Below are 16,600 nucleotides of genomic sequence, written 5' to 3'. Positions count from 1 at the left end.
TGCCTTTGGCATCAAAAGTATTTTACCGATTAAATTGGTAGGAATCTGTAAGTAATTCCGATTGGATTGTTACTCACCCGCTGTCACGCCGGCGGCATGGTGTCGAGCTTGGCCGCCGAGTTTTTCAGGCCTTTGAAAATCCGCTCGGCGACCTTGCCCGGAAAGCGCTCGGGCAATTCGGCCGAGACCCGCGCGATGACCTGCGGCGTCTGTTCGATCAGCCGCTGGATCAACGGTTCGGCGTTCGCGCCGTATGAGCATCTCAGCGCCATGGTGTTGAAGTGGCGCCGCTGCACGTCGCGGAAGGCGTCGTGTTTGCTGCGCGACCACATCCCCATGGCGAGCCTGGCCTTGAACCATGACCACTGGTTCGGGCCGTTGCCTTCCACCGGCCAGATCGACATCACGTCGTAAAGCGGCGTGAGACGGTACTGGCCGCCCGCCAGCAGGCGAATGCTGAAGTTCTTGGCGTGGCCGTCCGGCGCCGCCAGCATCCAGAACAGGATCTGGCTTGCCAGCAGCGTTTCGATGTCCTGTTGCGCCGACACCGATTGCTGGAGAATCCGCGCGAGGTCCAGCATGCCCGGACCGCCTTCGTTTTCGTACTTGCGATGCGACGGTACGCCGTACACCTGGCAGAAGTCCTCCTGCGGCAGGCGCAGCAGCCATTGCCCGCTGGAATGCAGTTGCCGGTCGAAGCGTTCGACGCTCAGCACCCGCTGCTTGCCGAACGTCATGATCTCGGTGTTGGCCACGGGCAGGCCATAGGCGCGCAGAATCCGCAGACACAGCCATTCGTTTTCGACCGAGGTGCTGAGGTCGGCGAGCTTGTTGCCGACCAGCCCGAGCGGCAGCTTGAAAATGTGCGTGGTGGGCGTGGCGCCATGTGGGCGCTGCCACTTGCCGTCGTGCCACAGCAGGGCGGTTTTCTCCTGTGCGCCGGCGAGCGAGATGCGGAAATCGTCCGTTTCGTCGGCCGCGCCGAGGGCGGGGGTGCTGACGGTGCGTGCCAGCATGGTCTCGATCTCGCTGTCGGAGAGCGGCGTGCCCTCGATGCGTTCGACGCCGGCCGGCGCGTCGTCTTCGGCCAGCAACTGGACGGCGCCCACGCAATCGCGGCCGATGGCTTGCAGCAGATCGAAGGGATCGAGCGTATCGGTCTGGTAGCGCTGGGCGATGCGTTTTCTGATCGCCTCGCTGTCGGGGAGCAGATTGTCGAAATAGTTGAGCACCCGGTGGCCTTTGTTCGCCACGTTGCTCGGCGCGAACGGCAGCGAGAGCGAAAGCGGCCGGCCCGCGGGTGAGGCGACCCATGCGGGGTCGTAAGCGAACTCCATGGGGCCGCGGGTGGGCAGGCGCCAGACGCCGACGCGCTCACCGTTGGCCCACACCGACAGCGCCCGCGAATGCGTTTGGCGGCCCATGCTTACCACTCGACCAAAGGCGCCGGTTCAGGCACCGGCTGGTTCTTGTCGCGCACCTGTAATTGCAGGCCGTAGGCGCCGCATAGCGCCAGCAATTGTGCGAGGGTGAGGGCGGTGGCGTCGGTTTCCAGCGCCGAGATGCGGCTCTGGCTGACGCCGATGCGCGCAGCGGCATCGGCTTGGGTGAGGCCGGCCTGGCGCCGGCCGGCAGCGAGCAGCTGGGCCATCTGGTCCGGCGTGGCGACGAGGTGGATCATGGCAAATTATCCGTGAGACGAATAAATGCACTTTATGCGTCACACAGATATTTGTCAAATATTCGTGTGGCACATATTCGGCAAATATCTGTCTGACGAATAAATGGCAAATATCTGCGTGACGCATAAATTCCGTCTGTGTCCGCCCCTGCTGGGCTGGCCGTGTAGCATGCTGTGAAAATATTTTCTGCCGACTCCGCGCGACTCATGAACCAACCGACACTACGCCACACCGACGTGCCGTACCACACGCAATGGGGCAGCCCCGAATGGGTGCGCCACATCGTCGAACAGGAGGGCGACCCATGCGACGATCCACACTGGCAGCGCAGTGGTTTTGCCGACCCGGAGCGTTACCGTTTCTGGGCGAAACGCCTGTGCGGTCTGACCTGCCTCGAATCCGCGCTCGACTACTGGCGCATCGAACACGCGCCGCGCGCCGCCTTGCTGGATGAAGCCTTGCGCCACGGCGTGTACCGGCTGCGCGACGATGGCGGCGTCGACGGTTTGATCTACCGGCCGTTCGCCGACTGGCTGGGCGACGCATTCGGTATTCAGGTCGAGGTGCTGCCGCAGGCGCCGCTCGAAGAGATCGCCGTGCGCATCGACGGCGACACGTTGGCGATCGTTTCCGTGAGCCCCGAGATCCGTTATCCGGAGCGGCCGAATCAGCGTCAGGGCGGGCATCTGATCCTGCTGCACGGGCGCGATCGCGGTGGCGTATGGTTTCATAATCCGTCGGGCATCGCGCCTCATCAGGCGGATGTCTATCTGCCGTTCGCAACGATGGCGCGCTTCTACGCAGGGCGCGGCATGACGCTCACCCGCAGCGCGCGCTAGATACGGCAACAGGCGAGACGCACGGCGAACGCGATGATCGGGCCCGTTTTCTGCTGAAGAGCTTCAACCGACTTTTGCGATACCGGAGCCCGCCATGAAGCGAACCTATGCCGTGCTTGCCGCCAGCCTCGTCGCGCTCGGCGCCGTCACCGCAGTGCATGCAGCTTCCCAGGACGACCAGTCCAAGGCCTGCCGCGGCGACGCGATGCATTTCTGCGCCGCCGACATTCCGAACAAGGAAAAAATCACCGCCTGCATGAAGCAGCACCTCGACGAACTTAGTCCGCCGTGCCGCGCGATGTTCAAGGGCGGCAAGAAAGATGACGCTAAAGCCAACGCTGCTTCGCAGTGACCGTAGCGGCGGCGCGCCGCTGCTTGTCAGCGAATCACGCTAATTCCTGCGCCGCAGTTGCAATTGCAGTTGCGTGCCCGCGATCCCCCGATCCGGCCCCGCGGCGCGCCGGGCGTCGTAGAATCGCTTGTTCCCGATTCCCGGAGTAGCCGCGTGCCTGACCAGCCACACCCGCAGTCACGCCCGCCACGTTTTCGTCTGCCGCGCCGTGCCCGCACGCCCTGGCAGGCGCCGCGCGCCCGCACGCTGTTCACGCGTCCCGCAGCCTCGCCGCAGCGCGTGCTGCTGCAGCGTATCTATCTCGTGCTCGGCCTGTGCGTGCTTGCCTTCGCCGTGCTCTATCTCGACCGCGACGGTCTGCGTGACGCCAACCGCAAAGTGCTCGGCATCGTCGACCTGATGTACTTCACGATGGTCACCGTCGCCACGGTCGGTTATGGCGATATCGTGCCGGTCACCGCCCGCGCGCGGCTCATCGACGCCTTCTTCATCGTGCCGATCCGTATCGTCATCTGGTTCGTGTTTCTGGGCACCGCTTATCAGTTCGTCATTCAACGCGTCATCGAGGAATTCCGCATGAAACGCCTGCAAAAACAACTGCGCGATCACGTCGTGGTGTGCGGCTACGGCTTGAGCGGTTCGGTCGCGGTGCGCGAGCTGCTGGAAAGCGGTTTCGCCGCGGAGTCGATCGTCGTCATCGATTCGCAGCAGGACGCGCTCGAAGCGGCCACGGCGCTGGGCGTGGCGGGCCTGCTCGGCGATCCCTCGCGTGAGGATCTGTTGCAGCAGGCGCAGGTGCGCATCGCCAAGGCGGTGATCATTGCCGTCAGCGACGACGCCGTCGCGATCCTGCTCACACTGACCGTGCGCAGCGTCGCGCCGGACACCAAGATCGTCGTGCGGATTCAGGAGCAAACTTACCAGCGCCAGTTGCGTCAGGCCGGCGCGGATGTGATCGTTTCGTCGACCAAGATCGGTGGCCTGTTGCTCGCCGACGCGGTGGACAGCAACTACATCGTGCCGTTCGTCAACGACCTGCTGTCGGCGCGCGGCCGTGCCAATCTGATCGAGCGTCCGGCGACGGCGCAGGAAGTCGGCCGCTGGAGCAATGCGTTGCCGGGCGCAGTGGTGGTCGGCCTGGTTCGCGCGGGGCGCATGCTGTCGTTTTACGACGACGAGCCGTGCCCGATCGAAGCAGATGACCTGCTCATGGTGATCCAGTCGTCGCGTCCGCCACGAGCAGACTCGTCGCGCTAGCCCACACAGCAACGCGCACGACCGGGTGCGCTGAATCGAATGCATCAACTCGCCTGAACAGGAAAAGCCCGCTTATGACCCGCCCGACTACGCAGATTTTCGACGCCGCTGCCACCGCGCGGCTGATCCCCTACGCGCCGCTCGTCGACGCATTGAGGCGTGCGAGCATCGACTACGCGCAGCAGCGCATTGCGAGTCCCGAACGGCTCGTCGTGCCGCTCAACGAGGGCGGCATCATGCTATCGATGCCGGCCACCGCGCCCGATCTCGCGATCCACAAGCTGGTCAACGTGTGCGCGAGCAATCGGACGCGCGGCATCCCGACGATCCACGGCCAGGTGATGGCCTTCGACGCCGATACCGGCGAGACGCTCTTCATCCTCGACGGCCCGACGGTGACCGGGCGTCGCACGGCGGCGATGTCGATGCTCGGCGTACACACTTTCGCGTCCGCAACGCCGCGCGAATTCCTGCTGATCGGCACCGGCACGCAGGCGGTGAATCATCTGGAAGCGATCGGCGAACTGTTTCCCGACGCCCGCGTGTGGGTGAAGGGCAGTTCGCCCGCGCGTGCCGAGGCGTTTTGCGCCGCACATGCTGCGCAGGGTGCGCAGGGTGGCAGCGCGCGCGAACTGCAACCGCTAGCCGACCCCAACGCAACCATTCCCGATTCGATCGACGTGGTGATCGCGCTGACCACCAGCAAGCAGGCCGTCTACGACGAAGCCGGCCGCGCGGACCGGTTCGTGATCGGCGTCGGTGCGTTCACGCCGGAGATGGTCGAGATCGGCGCGCACACGATCGCAGGCAGCGCGCTGTTCGTCGACGACGAAGCCGGTGCGCGGCATGAAGCCGGCGATTTCATCCAGGCCGGTGTCGATTGGGCGCAGGTCGGCGGAATTGCCGCCGTGGTGGGCAACACTGCTTTGTTGCCGTCGAAACAACCGATTGTTTTTAAAAGTGTCGGTTGCGCGGCGTGGGATCTGGCGGCCTGCCGCGTGGCGCGCGAAGCCTTGTCGGGCGGCTGATCGCGGACAGTTCGCCGCACCCGGCGCGTTGCGGCTCGGCGCTCCGGGTTGGCATCTTGCGCCAACCTGCGGCACATGTTGCCGTGCAAACAATCTCAAAACGTTGCACCATAGGCGTTTGCCAGAAAGAAGCGCCGGTCCGCCGGCGTTTTTTTGCCCTTTGTCTGTTGACTTGACGCCTACCACGACGCTGCGACCGCGCTATGACGACCCAACACGCTTCTGCCACTCCCAACCTGCCGCTCGACATGATCATCTTCGGCGGCACCGGCGACCTGTCGTTCCGCAAGCTGCTGCCCGCGCTCTACATGGCGCATCTGCACTGCAATCTGCCGCCGGATACCCGCATTCTCACGATCGGCCGCAAGCCGTGGTCGCGTGAGGAGTACATCAGCGAATTCATGGAAACGAAGGCGAAGCCCTTCATCGAAAAGAAGGCGTTCGATGCCGCCGCCTGGGACAAATTCATGGCGCTGTTCGAGTACGTGCGCATGGACGTCGATTCGGTCGAGGACTACCAGCGTCTGAAGGAAGTGTCGCGCGAAGGTGTGCGGCGCGTGTTCTATCTCGCGACCTCGCCGGATCTGTTCACGAATATTTGCGAAAACCTTTCGGCGGCGGGATTGGTCGACGAGAATTCGCGGGTCGTGCTCGAGAAACCGCTGGGCCACGATCTGGCGTCCGCGCAGGAGATCAACACGGCGGTCGGCAAGCATTTCAGCGAAGCGCAGATCTACCGGATCGACCACTACCTCGGCAAGGAAACCGTGCAGAACCTGATGGTGCTGCGCTTCGGCAATCCGATTTTCGGCCCGCTGTGGCAGGCGCCGTATATCAAGAGCGTGCAGATCACGGTGGCGGAAACGGTCGGTGTAGGCAGCCGCGCGGGCTTCTACGACAAAACCGGCGCGCTGCGCGACATGGTGCAGAACCACTTGCTGCAATTGCTGTGCATCGTTGCGATGGAGCCGCCGGTGTCGCTCGATCCGGATGCGGTGCGCGATGAAAAGCTCAAGGTGCTGCGCTCGTTGCGCCCCATGACGCCCGAGGACATCGCGCGCGATACAGTGCGCGGCCAGTACACCGCGGGCGCAGTGGACGGCGAAGCAGTGAAGGGCTATCAGGAAGAAGACAACGTGCCGGCCGGCAGCCGCGCCGAGACTTTCGTCGCGTTGCGCGCGCATATCAACAACTGGCGCTGGGCCCATGTGCCGTTTTTCCTGCGCACCGGCAAGCGGATGCAGAAGAAGGTGTCGGAGATCGTCATCGAGTTCTCCGAGTTGCCTTTCTCGATCATTCCGAACGGCAATAGCGGGCGCAACTATGGCAACCGGCTCGTGATCCAGTTGCAGCCCGAAGAGTCGATCCAGTTGCAGGTGCTTGCGAAAGAACCGGGCAGCGGCATGCATATGCTGCCGGTGAATCTGAACCTGGACTTGCAGCAGGCTTTCACCGAGCGTCGCGCAGAAGCGTACGAGCGTTTGTTGATCGACGTGATTCGCGGACGCCTCACGCACTTCATGCGCCGCGACGAACTCGAAGCCGCATGGGCGTGGGCCGAGCCGATTCTGGAAGGCTGGGCCAAGTCGGGCGACAAGCCGCGCGGTTATACGGCAGGCACGTTTGGGCCGGCTGCGTCGACGGCGCTGATGGCGCGTGAAAACGCCGTGTGGGCGGAAGAGTCGCAGTAAGCGGGTCGCGCGGCTTGACGTAGGGCGGCGATCTTCAATACCGCGTGCTCGCCTTGGCGGCGATCGCCGCCGCCGCTGCGCGAGTCTCCACATGCAGCTTGCCGAACACATGTTCGAGGTGCTTGTTGACCGTGCGCGGCGCCATGCCGAGGATGTCTCCGATATCGCGATTGGTCTTGCCGCGCGAAACCCATAGCAGGACTTCCGCTTCGCGGGCCGTCAGGTTGAATTGCGCGCCGAGCGCGGTGGTGTGCGCGGCGTCGTTGAATTCTTCGAGCAGGATCACCCAGTCGCCACGCGTCGCGCGGCCAAGTACCCGCGCGACGCGGCGTGCGCCGTCTGCAGCCGTCTCGAAGGCGGCTTGCAGGTCGCAACCCGTTTCGATCCAGCGCGCCAGCCATTGACTCAGCACCGGCGGCAGACGCGGGCCGGCTTCGGCAAGAGGGGCCGGTAGCCGCGCGCCGTCGTCCACCAGATTGTCCTTCACGCTGCTCTGCGCGCTTCCATTCCTCTCCTCAGTTTGCGCGTCGCCCGATCCGTAACGCGCGAGCCGCTGCCGCGCAAGGTCGCTCTGCCATCTGATTTCTCCGCTCGCGGCGGCAATCAGCGCCGCGCGCATGCCGATTTCGAGCACCATGTCCGCCTGACGCTGCTGGCGCGAGCGCTGCACATGCGCGGCAATGCGCGCGCTGACCTCGCTCGGCTTCACAGGTTTGGTCACGTAATCGATTCCTCCGACCCGAAAGCCTTGCACGACATGTTCGCTGTCGGTCAGCGCGGTCATGAAGATCACCGGCAGATGCCGGTTGCGGGGATCGGCCTTGATCTGCCGGCAGGTTTCGAAGCCATCCATGCCGGGCATCAGCGCGTCGAGCAGCACGGCATCCGGCGTGATGCGCGCAAGGCGTTGCAAGGCGGATTGTCCGTCGAGCGCAACCAGCACCGCGTAGCCGGACGCCTGCAGCGTATCGGACAGCAGCGCGAGGTTGTCGGGCGTGTCGTCGACAATCAGCACAACCGGCTTGTCGTCGGGTAGTTCCGGTTGCATATCAGAGGGCAGGAGCAGCGATTCATCATGCATCGGGATTGACCTGCTGGGTAGGCGCGAGCAACTGCGCGAGTTCAGTCAGCCGGAATCGTCGCGCGAGCGTGCGCAACGGTTCAAGCAGGGTAGCCAACTCCGGCGCGCCGCTCTCCGCTGCGTCGAGTTGTTCGATGAAGCCCTGCACGTAGCCCATTTCAAGCTGCGCATGCAGTTTCTCGCGCAGGGTGACGGGCAAGCTTGCCTGCACTTCGGTCAGCGAAACGGCGGAAGCGGGCAGCGCTGTGTCAGTTGACTCGACGATCCACTGCAGTTGCAGCAATGCAGCCAGTTTGTCGAGCAGGAGCGGAATGTGTAGCGGTTTGGCGAGGTAGTCGTCACAACCGGCCGCGGCCCCTTTGTCGCGATCGTCGGCGAACGCGTTAGCCGACAGGATCAGGATCGGCGCCGCCGACAACTGGTTGTCGCGAATCAGGCGGCTCGCCTCGAAGCCGTCCATGTCCGGCATCGACACATCCATCACGATGAGGTCGGCCGACCCTGTGCCAAGCCATTGCAACGCCTCCGGTCCGCTGGCCGCTTCGACCACCAGGAAGCCCAGCGGCGCAAGCGTATGCGTGACGATACGGCGCTGCTCAGTGAGATCGTCGACCACCAGCACCGTGCGGCGCGGTCCGTCGTACCCCTTGACGTTGAGCGGGCCGCTTGCCAGCAATTGCGGCGCGCGCACTTCCGGTGCGAACAGCTTGACAATAAAGCGGGTGCCGTTGCCCACCTCGCTTTGCACCTGCAGGTTGCCGCCCATCAGTTCCGTGAGCAGGCGGCAGATCGTCAGGCCGAGCCCGGCACCGTGGTCGTGTTCGCGCGCCGCCGCGCCGCGCTCGAACGGCAGGAACAGGCGCTCCAGTTCGGCAGCCGGCATGCCGGGGCCCGTGTCGGTGATCTCGAAGGTGAGGGTCTCCCACGCATAGCCGGCGCGCACCTTCACCGAACCGCTCGACGTAAAGCGAATCGCATTGCCGATCAGATTGATGAGAATCTGCCGTACCCGCTTTTCGTCGACGCGTACGACTTCAGGAATGCGGCCGGTAGTCTGGAAATCGAAGTGCAGTCCTTTGTCGGTGGCCTGCGGTTCGAGCATCGCCGAGAGTTGCGTGACGAAATCCGGCAGCGAAATCTCCGTCACGTTCAGTTGCAGCTTGCCCGCCTCGATGCGGGCGACGTCGAGCAGGCCGTCAACGAGCGCCAAAAGATGCTCGCCGCTGCGATAGATCGTTGCCACTGCGTTGCGGCGGGCGGGGGGCAGTTCATCGGTGCCTTGCAGCAGCAGTTGCGCATAGCCGAGGATGCTGTTGAGCGGTGTGCGCAATTCGTGGCTCAGACCCGTCACATAGCGGCTCTTCGCGCGGTTGGCCGATTCGGCGGCGGCGCTCGCCTGCTGGAGTGCGGCGTCGGTTTTACGGTGTGCCTCGATTTCCTGCATCAGCAGTTCCGCTTGCCGCTGCGATTCCTCCTGCGTGACCTTGCGGTTCTCGTTGGCGAGCACCAGCCACCACGCGGCGATGCAGCCGACCAGCGCGAGTGCGAAAAAGGCCTTCAGATAGCCTTGAAGCAGGACGTCGTGGACCGTGGCGTCGAGATCGGGCAGGGTTCGCACGCTCTGATACCACTGCACGGCGAGCACGCCGCCAAGCAGCGTGAGCACGACGATCAACAGACCGGCGTACTGCGCGAGCCGCAGGCCGGCGGCGCCGAGCCTGAGCCGCGGGAACAACGCATGCATTGACTTGCCGAACTGGGCCGGCAGTCGTGCGTGAGGTTTGCAGGAGTCGTTGCAGCGCGAGTCGAGTGAGCAGCAGAGCGAGCAGATCGAACCGGCGTAGGCCGGGCAGTGCGCCATGTCTTCGCGCTCGAAACTGTTTTCACAGATCACGCAGCGCAGTACCGCGCCCGCTTCGAGGTCGCGACCGTCGCGCGCCAGATAGAAGCGCCCGCGTGTAGCGATCGCCAGCAACGGCGAGCAGACGAAGGCGACCAGCAGCGCGATGAAGGACGCCAGTGCTTCAGCGATCGCGCCGAAGACGCCCGCATGGGACAGCGCGGCAATCAGCGAGGCGATCACCATGGCACCCACCCCGACGGGATTGATGTCGTACAGGTGTGCCCGCTTGAACTCGATGCCGCGCGGGCTATAACCGAGCGGCTTGTTGATCACAAGGTCGCCGACCACCGCGCCAATCCAGGCAATCGCCACGTTCGCATAGAGTGCGAGCACCTTGCTGATGGCTTCAAATACGCCCATCTCGACGAGCAGCAGTGCGATCAGCACATTGAACACCAGCCATACCACGCGTCCCGGATGGCTATGCGTGAGCCGGGCGAAGAAGTTCGACCACGCGAGCGAACCGGCGTAGGCGTTGGTGACGTTGATTTTCAGTTGCGAGACGATCACCAGCAGCGTCATCGCGGCAAGTGCGCCTTCAGGCGAGTGGAACACGTAGTGATACGCGACCAGATACATCTGGGTCGGCTCGACGGCCTTCACCGGGTCGATTTCGTGCTCGATCGCAAGGAAGGCAAGAAACGCCCCGCCCAGCATTTTCAAAGCGCCAGGCACGATCCAGCCAGGCCCGGCCGAGATCAGCGCGACCCACCAGCGCACGCGATTTGCGCGTGTGCGCGGCGGCAGGAAGCGCAGATAGTCGACCTGTTCGCCGATCTGCACGATCAGAGAAAACACCACCGTGCAGCCGGCACCGAAGGAGACCAGGTTGAATTCGCGGCCGTCCGCCGAAAGACCACCGAAGGTGACCCATTCGGCGAGCAGGTGCGGCTCACGCCACAGCACGACGGCGTAGGGCACGACGAGCAGCACGAGCCATACAGGCTGGGTCCAGCCCTGCAAGCGGTTGATGAAGGTGATGCCGAAGGTCACCACCGGAATGATGACGAGCGCGCTGATCACGTAGGCGACCGATAGCGGGACCTTCAGATACAGCTCGAGCGCGAGCGACATGATGGCCGCTTCGAGCGCGAAGAATACAAAGGTGAAGATCGCGTAGATCAGCGACGTCAGCGTGGAGCCCAGATAGCCGAAGCCGGCTCCGCGCGTAAGCAGGTCCATGTCGACGCCGTTGCGCGCGGCGTAGTAGCTGATCGGTATGCCGGTCAAAAAGATCAGGACCGAGACGGCGAGGATCGCGTAGACCGCGTTCGTAAAGCCGTAGTTCACCACCAGCGCACCGCCGATTGCTTCCAGCACGAGGAACGATACCGCACCGATCGCCGTATTCGCGACCCGGAACTCCGACCAGCGCCGGAATGTACGCGGCGTGAAGCGCAGCGCGTAATCCTCGAGCGTTTCGTCGCCGACCCATGCGTTGTAGTCGCGGCGAATCTTGACGATGCGCTGCGTGCCGCCGGACGGTGGGCGCGATGCCCCAGCTTGGGTGGCCTGGTCGGCGGGGCGCGGGGGCTGTGACTCTGTTTGGTGCATCGAGGTTTGTCGTCGACGGGTTCCGAGGCTAACGGTGCGGCCATGCAAATTGCATTCCATTCGAAGCCGGCGCAACACCGTCATGCCATAGGCGGCGCTGCGTCGGCACCGCTCGCGCGCCATGCCGACGCGATTATAGGGAGCGGATTTTTACCGCGCCCTACGTCAACTGACGTATTGGGCCGCGCAAATTGGCTACCTACCTTTCGTTCCGTCGACACCGCCAGCCGGTTCCCAGCGCGGGTCGCCCGACTACGACCACAAGGAGAATTCGATGTCACACGACGACCAGAACGAGTCTGGCATGCCTTCGGCGCTGCGCCGCAAACTCTTGATGGGCCTCGCCGCCGCGCCCGCGCTCGCCATCTCCGGTGTCGCACGGGCCCAGCAGTATCCGACCGCGAAGGTCAACACCACGCACCTCGCGGTGACCGATACGGAAGTGACAGTCGGCCAGTTGCACTCGGCAACCGGCACGATGGCGATCTCCGAAACCGGCTCGATTCAGGCGGAGCGTCTCGCGATCGAGCAGATCAACGCAGCAGGCGGCATTCTCGGCCGTCAGATCAAGATCATTCAGGAAGACGGCGCGTCCGATTGGCCGACCTTCGCGGAGAAGTCGAAGAAGCTGCTCGAAAACGATCACGTGGCGGCCGTATTCGGTTGCTGGACGTCGGCGTCGCGCAAAGCCGTGTTGCCGATCTTCGAACGCGATAACGGCCTCTTGTACTACCCGACTTTCTACGAAGGGCTCGAGCAATCGAAGAACGTGTTCTACACCGGGCAGGAAGCGACCCAGCAGATTCTCTGGGGGCTGAACTGGGCGAACCAGACGAAGAAGGCGAAGAGCTTCTTCCTGATCGGCTCCGACTATATCTGGCCGCGCACGTCGAACAAGATTGCGCGCAAGCATATCGAGCAGCATCTGAGCGGTTGCAAGGTAGTCGGCGAAGAGTATTACCCGCTCGGCACCACTAACTTCAACTCGTTGATCAACAAGATCAAGATCGCCAAGCCCGATTGCATCTACGCGATCATCGTTGGCGGCTCCAACGTGGCGTTCTACAAGCAACTGAAAGCGGCCGGCATCACTGCGGACAAGCAGTTCCTGCTGACCATCTCGGTGACCGAGGACGAAGTGCTTGGGATCGGCGGCGAAAACGTCGCGGGCTTCTATTCGGCGATGAAGTATTTCGAATCGCTCGATAACGACAACAACAAGAAATTCGTCGCGGCGTTCAAGGCCAAGTACGGACCGAAGTCGGTGATCGGCGACGTCACCCAGGCCGCCTATCTCGGTCCATGGCTGTGGAAAGCGGCGGTGGAAAAGGCCGGCAGCTTCGACGTCGACAAGGTCGTCGCCGCATCGCCCGGCATCGAGTTGAAGAGCGCGCCGGAAGGCTACGTGAAGATCCATGCAAACCATCACTTGTGGAGCCGCACACGCATCGGTCAGGCGCAGGCGGACGGCCAGTTCAAGGTGGTGGCCGAGTCGCCCGATCTGATCGAGCCGAACCCGTTCCCCAAGGGTTATCAGTGAAACGCGAATCAGCCGCGCTGCCGCCACGTGAGCGCGCGCGGATTATTTCGAGGAGAGAGTCATGTCGGCTTCAGACATTCTTAACGTCACGCTGATGCAGGGCTTTGCCGGCCTGAGCCTGTTCAGTGTGCTGCTGCTTATGGGGCTGGGGCTGGCGGTGATCTTCGGCCAGATGGGCGTCATCAACATGGCGCATGGCGAGTTCATGACGATTGGCGCGTACACGATCTACATGTTCTCGCAACTGGCCGACAACTATTGGCATGGCTACGCGCCGGTGTACTTTCCGATCGCGATCTGCGCGGCCTTCGTGCTGGCGTTCGCGGCAGGCTGGGTGGCGGAGTGGGCGCTGATCCGCCACCTGTACCGGCGTCCGCTCGACACGTTGCTGGCGACCTGGGGCCTGAGCCTCGGGATGCAACAGGTGTTTCGCTCGGTGTTCGGCCCGAAGGAGGTGAGCCCCACGCTGCCGGACTGGCTGATGGGTTCATGGTCGCCGAAGCCGGGTCTCGACATCCCGATCAACGGATTGTTCGTGATGAGCCTCGCGGTGCTGATGACCGGCGGCGTACTGCTGGCGCTGTATCGCTCGCGCTGGGGACTACGCGTGCGCGCCACCGTCGCGAACCGGCAGATGGCGAACGCGGCTGGCATCGATACCCGCAAGACCGACCGGTTGACCTTCGCGATCGGCTGCGGGATCGCGGGCGTGGCGGGCGCGGCGTTCACGGCGATCGGCTCGACGGGGCCGACCAGCGGGTCACTCTACATCGTCGATTCGTTTCTGGTGGTGACGTTCGGCGGCGCGGCGAGTTTGCTCGGCACGGTGGCGTCCGCGTTCGGCATCGCGCAGATGCAGTCGATCAGCGAATTCTTCATGACCGGCTCATCGGCTCGTGTGGTGACGCTGCTCACCATCGTCGTTGTGCTGATGTTGCGGCCGCAAGGGCTCTTCGCTTCGAAGGTGCGCCGTGCCTGAGTATTCATCGACTGCGTCACTGAACGGCTCTTTCAATCGCTTCAGCCCGGAGAAACGAATATGGACCAGCTGAACCCTTCCGCCGGCGCGTCCGTCGCGCCGGACCCAGCCGCGGGCCGCGCCGGCTTGCGCCACGCGCTGAAGCGCTGGCTGACGGGCGATGGCTACGGCAGCATCGTCGTGCTGGCACTGCTGATCCTCGTGGTGTTTCCACTCGCGCTCGATGTGTTCCGCCTGAACCTGATGGGCAAGTATCTGACCTACGCGTTCGTCGCCGTTGGGCTCGTCATGGCGTGGGGTTACGGCGGTGTGTTGAGCCTCGGGCAGGGCGTGTTTTTCGGCCTCGGCGGCTACTGCATGGCGATGTTTCTGAAGCTCGAAGCTTCGGACCCGATCAGCACAAAGATCCAGTCGACGCCGGGCATTCCCGACTTCATGGACTGGAATCAGTTGACCGCCTTGCCGTTCTGGTGGAAGCCGTTTCATTCGCTGCCGTTTGCGCTGGCGGCGGTACTGGCCGTGCCGTGCGCGCTCGCGTTCGTGGTCGGCTTCGCGATGTTCAAGCGGCGCGTGGGTGGCGTCTACTTCGCGATCATCACGCAGGCGGTGGCGTTGATCCTGTCGGTGCTGATCATCGGCCAACAGGGCTATAGCGGTGGCGTGAACGGCATCACCGATCTGCGCACGCTGCTCGGCTGGGATATTCGCGGCGATGGAGCAAAGCTGATCCTGTACTTCGTCAACGCGGTGCTGCTGCTCGTCGCCATTGTCTGCTGCCGGCAGATCCAGCGCAGCAAGCTCGGCACCTTGCTGCTCGCAATGCGCGACAAGGAGGACCGGGTGCGCTTCTCCGGCTACGACGTCGCCATGTTCAAGGTGTTCGCGTTTTGCATCGCCGCTGTGCTCGCGGCGGTCGGCGGGGCGATGTTCACGCTGCAGGTCGGTTTCATGTCGCCGTCGTTCGTGGGCATCGTGCCGTCCATCGAGATGGTGATCTACGCCGCGGTGGGCGGGCGCATGTCGCTGGTGGGCGCGGTCTACGGCGCGGTGCTCGTCAACCTCGGCAAGACGTGGTTCTCGGAGAGTTTCCCGAACCTGTGGCTGTTCCTGATGGCCGCGCTCTTCATCGGCGTCGTGATGGCGTTTCCGAACGGGCTGGCGGGTCTCTACGACAGCCACGTCAAACCATGGCTCGCGCGCCTCGGCGCAAGGAGCGCTTCATGAGCAATACCGATTTCGTGCTGGCCGTCGAAGGCCTGAGCGTGTCGTTCGATGGTTTCAAGGCCATCGATTCGTTGAACCTGTATGTCGATCGCGGCGAGTTGCGCGTGGTGATCGGGCCGAACGGCGCGGGCAAGACGACGCTGCTCGATCTGATCTGCGGCAAGACGCGAGCGAGCGAAGGCAGCATCAAGTTTCGCAACGAGGAGATGACGCGGCTGCCGGAGTTTCGCCGCGTGCGCAAAGGGATTGGCCGCAAGTTCCAGACGCCGTCGATATACGAAAACCTCTCGGTGTTCCAGAACCTCGAGGTGTCGTTCCCGCGCGGGCGGGGCGTCTTTGGCGCGCTGACGTTCCGGCGCACCAGCGATGTGCTCGATCGCGTGCGCAGCGTGGCCGGTGAAATCGGCCTTGAAAACCAGCTCGATCTCGAGGCCGGGCTGCTGTCGCACGGGCAGAAGCAGTGGCTGGAAATCGGTATGTTGCTGATGCAGGAGCCGGAACTGCTGATGCTCGACGAGCCGATTGCCGGCATGAGCGTGCGCGAGCGCGAGGTTACGGCCGAGCTGCTCAAACGGATCTGCCAGAACCGCTCGATGATCGTGATTGAGCATGATATGGCGTTTGTCGCGCAGATCGCCCACAAGGTCACCGTGATGCACCAGGGAAAGATTCTCGCCGAAGGGGCGATGGAACAGGTGCAGGCGGATCCGCGCGTCATCGACGTTTATCTCGGCCACTGAGCCGGCTATCGAGTCGTTCACGGAGGAGCCCAGCATGTTGAATGTCGACGACGTATTCGTCAGTTACGGCCAGAGTGAAGCGCTGCATGGCATCAGCTTCAACGCCGCCCACAACGAAACCGTGGCGATCATGGGACGCAACGGCATGGGCAAGACCACGCTGTTCAAGTCGCTGATCGGCATTTTGCCGCTTAAGGCAGGTTCGGTGCAGGTAGACGGTGAGGAGGTGTCGCGTGACGAGAGTTTCCGACGGGTCGCCAAAGGCATCGCCTATGTGCCGCAAGGCCGGCAGATTTTCGCCACGCTGAGTGTCGAAGAGAATATCCAGACCGGTCTCGAGAATGCCCCCACGAAGACGGTACCCGAGGAGATCTACGCACTGTTCCCAGTGCTTTACGACATGCGCACCCGCAAGGGCGGCAACCTGTCCGGCGGCCAGCAGCAACAACTGGCGATTGCCCGCGCACTCGTCACCCAGCCCAAAGTGTTGTTGCTTGACGAGCCGACCGAGGGCATCCAGCCGTCGATCATCAAGGACATTGCCAAAGCATTGAACGAGATCCGCAAGCTGCGCGATATCACGATCGTCGTATCGGAGCAGGTGCTGAGTTTTGCGCTCGACGTCGCGGATCGGCTGTTCGTCATCGAAGGCGGCCGGCTCGTGCACGAGAGTCCGCGCAGCGCCGTCGACTCCGCAAAGATTCGCGAATACCTGTCGGTGTGAGCCGAC

14 protein-coding genes are annotated in these 16,600 nt (G+C 63.4%); 10 read left to right on the top strand and 4 right to left on the bottom strand.

Going from position 1 to position 16,600, the window contains the following annotated elements:
- Positions 1-83: 83 nt before the first annotated feature.
- Both M0D68_RS33590 and M0D68_RS33585 read right to left on the bottom strand, forming a co-directional pair.
- Positions 84-1,424, bottom strand: coding sequence for a type II toxin-antitoxin system HipA family toxin (locus M0D68_RS33590; protein ID WP_256457900.1), 1,341 nt, complete (start codon positions 1,422-1,424; stop codon positions 84-86).
- Positions 1,425-1,426: 2 nt separating this feature from the next.
- Positions 1,427-1,681 carry a helix-turn-helix transcriptional regulator gene (locus M0D68_RS33585; RefSeq protein WP_054036490.1) on the bottom strand — a complete coding sequence of 85 codons (255 nt, stop codon included), beginning with the start codon at positions 1,679-1,681 and terminating at the stop codon, positions 1,427-1,429.
- A 207-nt stretch (positions 1,682-1,888) separates the two neighbouring features.
- Between M0D68_RS33585 and M0D68_RS33580 the strand changes: the two genes are divergently transcribed.
- The 5 genes from M0D68_RS33580 to zwf all read left to right on the top strand — a co-directional run bounded on the left by M0D68_RS33580 (position 1,889) and on the right by zwf (position 6,849).
- Positions 1,889-2,521, top strand: coding sequence for a C39 family peptidase (locus tag M0D68_RS33580; RefSeq protein WP_093638390.1), 633 nt, complete (start codon positions 1,889-1,891; stop codon positions 2,519-2,521).
- A 94-nt stretch (positions 2,522-2,615) separates the two neighbouring features.
- On the top strand, positions 2,616-2,873 hold the full coding sequence (locus tag M0D68_RS33575) for a hypothetical protein (protein ID WP_093638393.1): 258 nt from the start codon (positions 2,616-2,618) through the stop codon (positions 2,871-2,873).
- Between the two features lie 153 nt (positions 2,874-3,026).
- Positions 3,027-4,130, top strand: coding sequence for a TrkA family potassium uptake protein (locus M0D68_RS33570; protein ID WP_200653287.1), 1,104 nt, complete (start codon positions 3,027-3,029; stop codon positions 4,128-4,130).
- A 74-nt stretch (positions 4,131-4,204) separates the two neighbouring features.
- Complete coding sequence (lhpI, locus tag M0D68_RS33565; RefSeq protein WP_266226592.1) at positions 4,205-5,158, top strand: bifunctional Delta(1)-pyrroline-2-carboxylate/Delta(1)-piperideine-2-carboxylate reductase; 954 nt, start codon at positions 4,205-4,207, stop codon at positions 5,156-5,158.
- Between the two features lie 203 nt (positions 5,159-5,361).
- A complete protein-coding gene (gene zwf, locus M0D68_RS33560; protein ID WP_093638403.1) occupies positions 5,362-6,849 on the top strand; it encodes a glucose-6-phosphate dehydrogenase in 1,488 nt (495 codons plus the stop codon).
- A gap of 34 nt (positions 6,850-6,883) precedes the next feature.
- Here zwf and M0D68_RS33555 read toward each other — a convergent pair whose 3' ends face one another.
- Complete coding sequence (locus M0D68_RS33555; RefSeq protein WP_266226590.1) at positions 6,884-7,930, bottom strand: response regulator transcription factor; 1,047 nt, start codon at positions 7,928-7,930, stop codon at positions 6,884-6,886.
- On the bottom strand, positions 7,923-11,447 hold the full coding sequence (locus M0D68_RS33550) for an ATP-binding protein (RefSeq protein WP_266226589.1): 3,525 nt from the start codon (positions 11,445-11,447) through the stop codon (positions 7,923-7,925). Before M0D68_RS33550 ends, M0D68_RS33555 begins: the two co-directional genes overlap by 8 nt.
- A gap of 214 nt (positions 11,448-11,661) precedes the next feature.
- Here M0D68_RS33550 and urtA point away from each other — a divergent pair, with 214 nt between their 5' ends.
- From urtA to urtE, 5 genes are all read left to right on the top strand, one after another.
- A complete protein-coding gene (urtA, locus tag M0D68_RS33545) occupies positions 11,662-12,927 on the top strand; it encodes an urea ABC transporter substrate-binding protein (RefSeq protein WP_200653280.1) in 1,266 nt (421 codons plus the stop codon).
- Positions 12,928-12,988: 61 nt separating this feature from the next.
- The gene (gene urtB / locus M0D68_RS33540) at positions 12,989-13,906 is read left to right on the top strand and encodes an urea ABC transporter permease subunit UrtB (protein ID WP_093638411.1); all 918 of its coding nucleotides are present in this window, start codon (positions 12,989-12,991) and stop codon (positions 13,904-13,906) included.
- 60 nt (positions 13,907-13,966) lie between these two features.
- Positions 13,967-15,130, top strand: a complete 1,164-nt coding sequence (gene urtC, locus M0D68_RS33535) for an urea ABC transporter permease subunit UrtC (protein ID WP_266226586.1) — start codon at positions 13,967-13,969, stop codon at positions 15,128-15,130.
- Entirely contained in the window at positions 15,127-15,870 is a 744-nt protein-coding gene (gene urtD / locus M0D68_RS33530) for an urea ABC transporter ATP-binding protein UrtD (protein WP_093638417.1), read from the top strand. Before urtC ends, urtD begins: the two co-directional genes overlap by 4 nt.
- A 34-nt stretch (positions 15,871-15,904) precedes the next feature.
- Positions 15,905-16,594 (top strand): urea ABC transporter ATP-binding subunit UrtE, encoded by a 690-nt coding sequence (gene urtE, locus M0D68_RS33525; protein ID WP_211703477.1) that lies wholly within the window; start codon positions 15,905-15,907, stop codon positions 16,592-16,594.
- The last annotated feature ends 6 nt before the right edge of the window (positions 16,595-16,600 follow it).

The sequence above is a fragment of the Paraburkholderia sp. SEWSISQ10-3 4 genome (genome assembly GCF_030464785.1).
GTDB lineage: Bacteria > Pseudomonadota > Gammaproteobacteria > Burkholderiales > Burkholderiaceae > Paraburkholderia > Paraburkholderia aspalathi.
This window is presented reverse-complemented; position numbering and strand designations above follow the sequence as displayed.

Bases quoted from the DNA above. Each gene is read 5' to 3' on its own strand.
- M0D68_RS33580 (WP_093638390.1), top strand. From the start codon at position 1,889: ATGAACCAACCGACACTACGCCACACCGACGTGCCGTACCACACGCAA.
- urtC (WP_266226586.1), top strand. From the start codon at position 13,967: ATGGACCAGCTGAACCCTTCCGCCGGCGCGTCCGTCGCGCCGGACCCA.
- M0D68_RS33590 (WP_256457900.1), bottom strand. From the start codon at position 1,424: ATGGGCCGCCAAACGCATTCGCGGGCGCTGTCGGTGTGGGCCAACGGT.
- M0D68_RS33550 (WP_266226589.1), bottom strand. From the start codon at position 11,447: ATGGAATGCAATTTGCATGGCCGCACCGTTAGCCTCGGAACCCGTCGA.
- M0D68_RS33575 (WP_093638393.1), top strand. From the start codon at position 2,616: ATGAAGCGAACCTATGCCGTGCTTGCCGCCAGCCTCGTCGCGCTCGGC.
- M0D68_RS33585 (WP_054036490.1), bottom strand. From the start codon at position 1,681: ATGATCCACCTCGTCGCCACGCCGGACCAGATGGCCCAGCTGCTCGCT.
- zwf (WP_093638403.1), top strand. From the start codon at position 5,362: ATGACGACCCAACACGCTTCTGCCACTCCCAACCTGCCGCTCGACATG.
- urtB (WP_093638411.1), top strand. From the start codon at position 12,989: ATGTCGGCTTCAGACATTCTTAACGTCACGCTGATGCAGGGCTTTGCC.
- M0D68_RS33555 (WP_266226590.1), bottom strand. From the start codon at position 7,930: ATGCATGATGAATCGCTGCTCCTGCCCTCTGATATGCAACCGGAACTA.
- urtD (WP_093638417.1), top strand. From the start codon at position 15,127: ATGAGCAATACCGATTTCGTGCTGGCCGTCGAAGGCCTGAGCGTGTCG.
- lhpI (WP_266226592.1), top strand. From the start codon at position 4,205: ATGACCCGCCCGACTACGCAGATTTTCGACGCCGCTGCCACCGCGCGG.
- urtA (WP_200653280.1), top strand. From the start codon at position 11,662: ATGTCACACGACGACCAGAACGAGTCTGGCATGCCTTCGGCGCTGCGC.
- urtE (WP_211703477.1), top strand. From the start codon at position 15,905: ATGTTGAATGTCGACGACGTATTCGTCAGTTACGGCCAGAGTGAAGCG.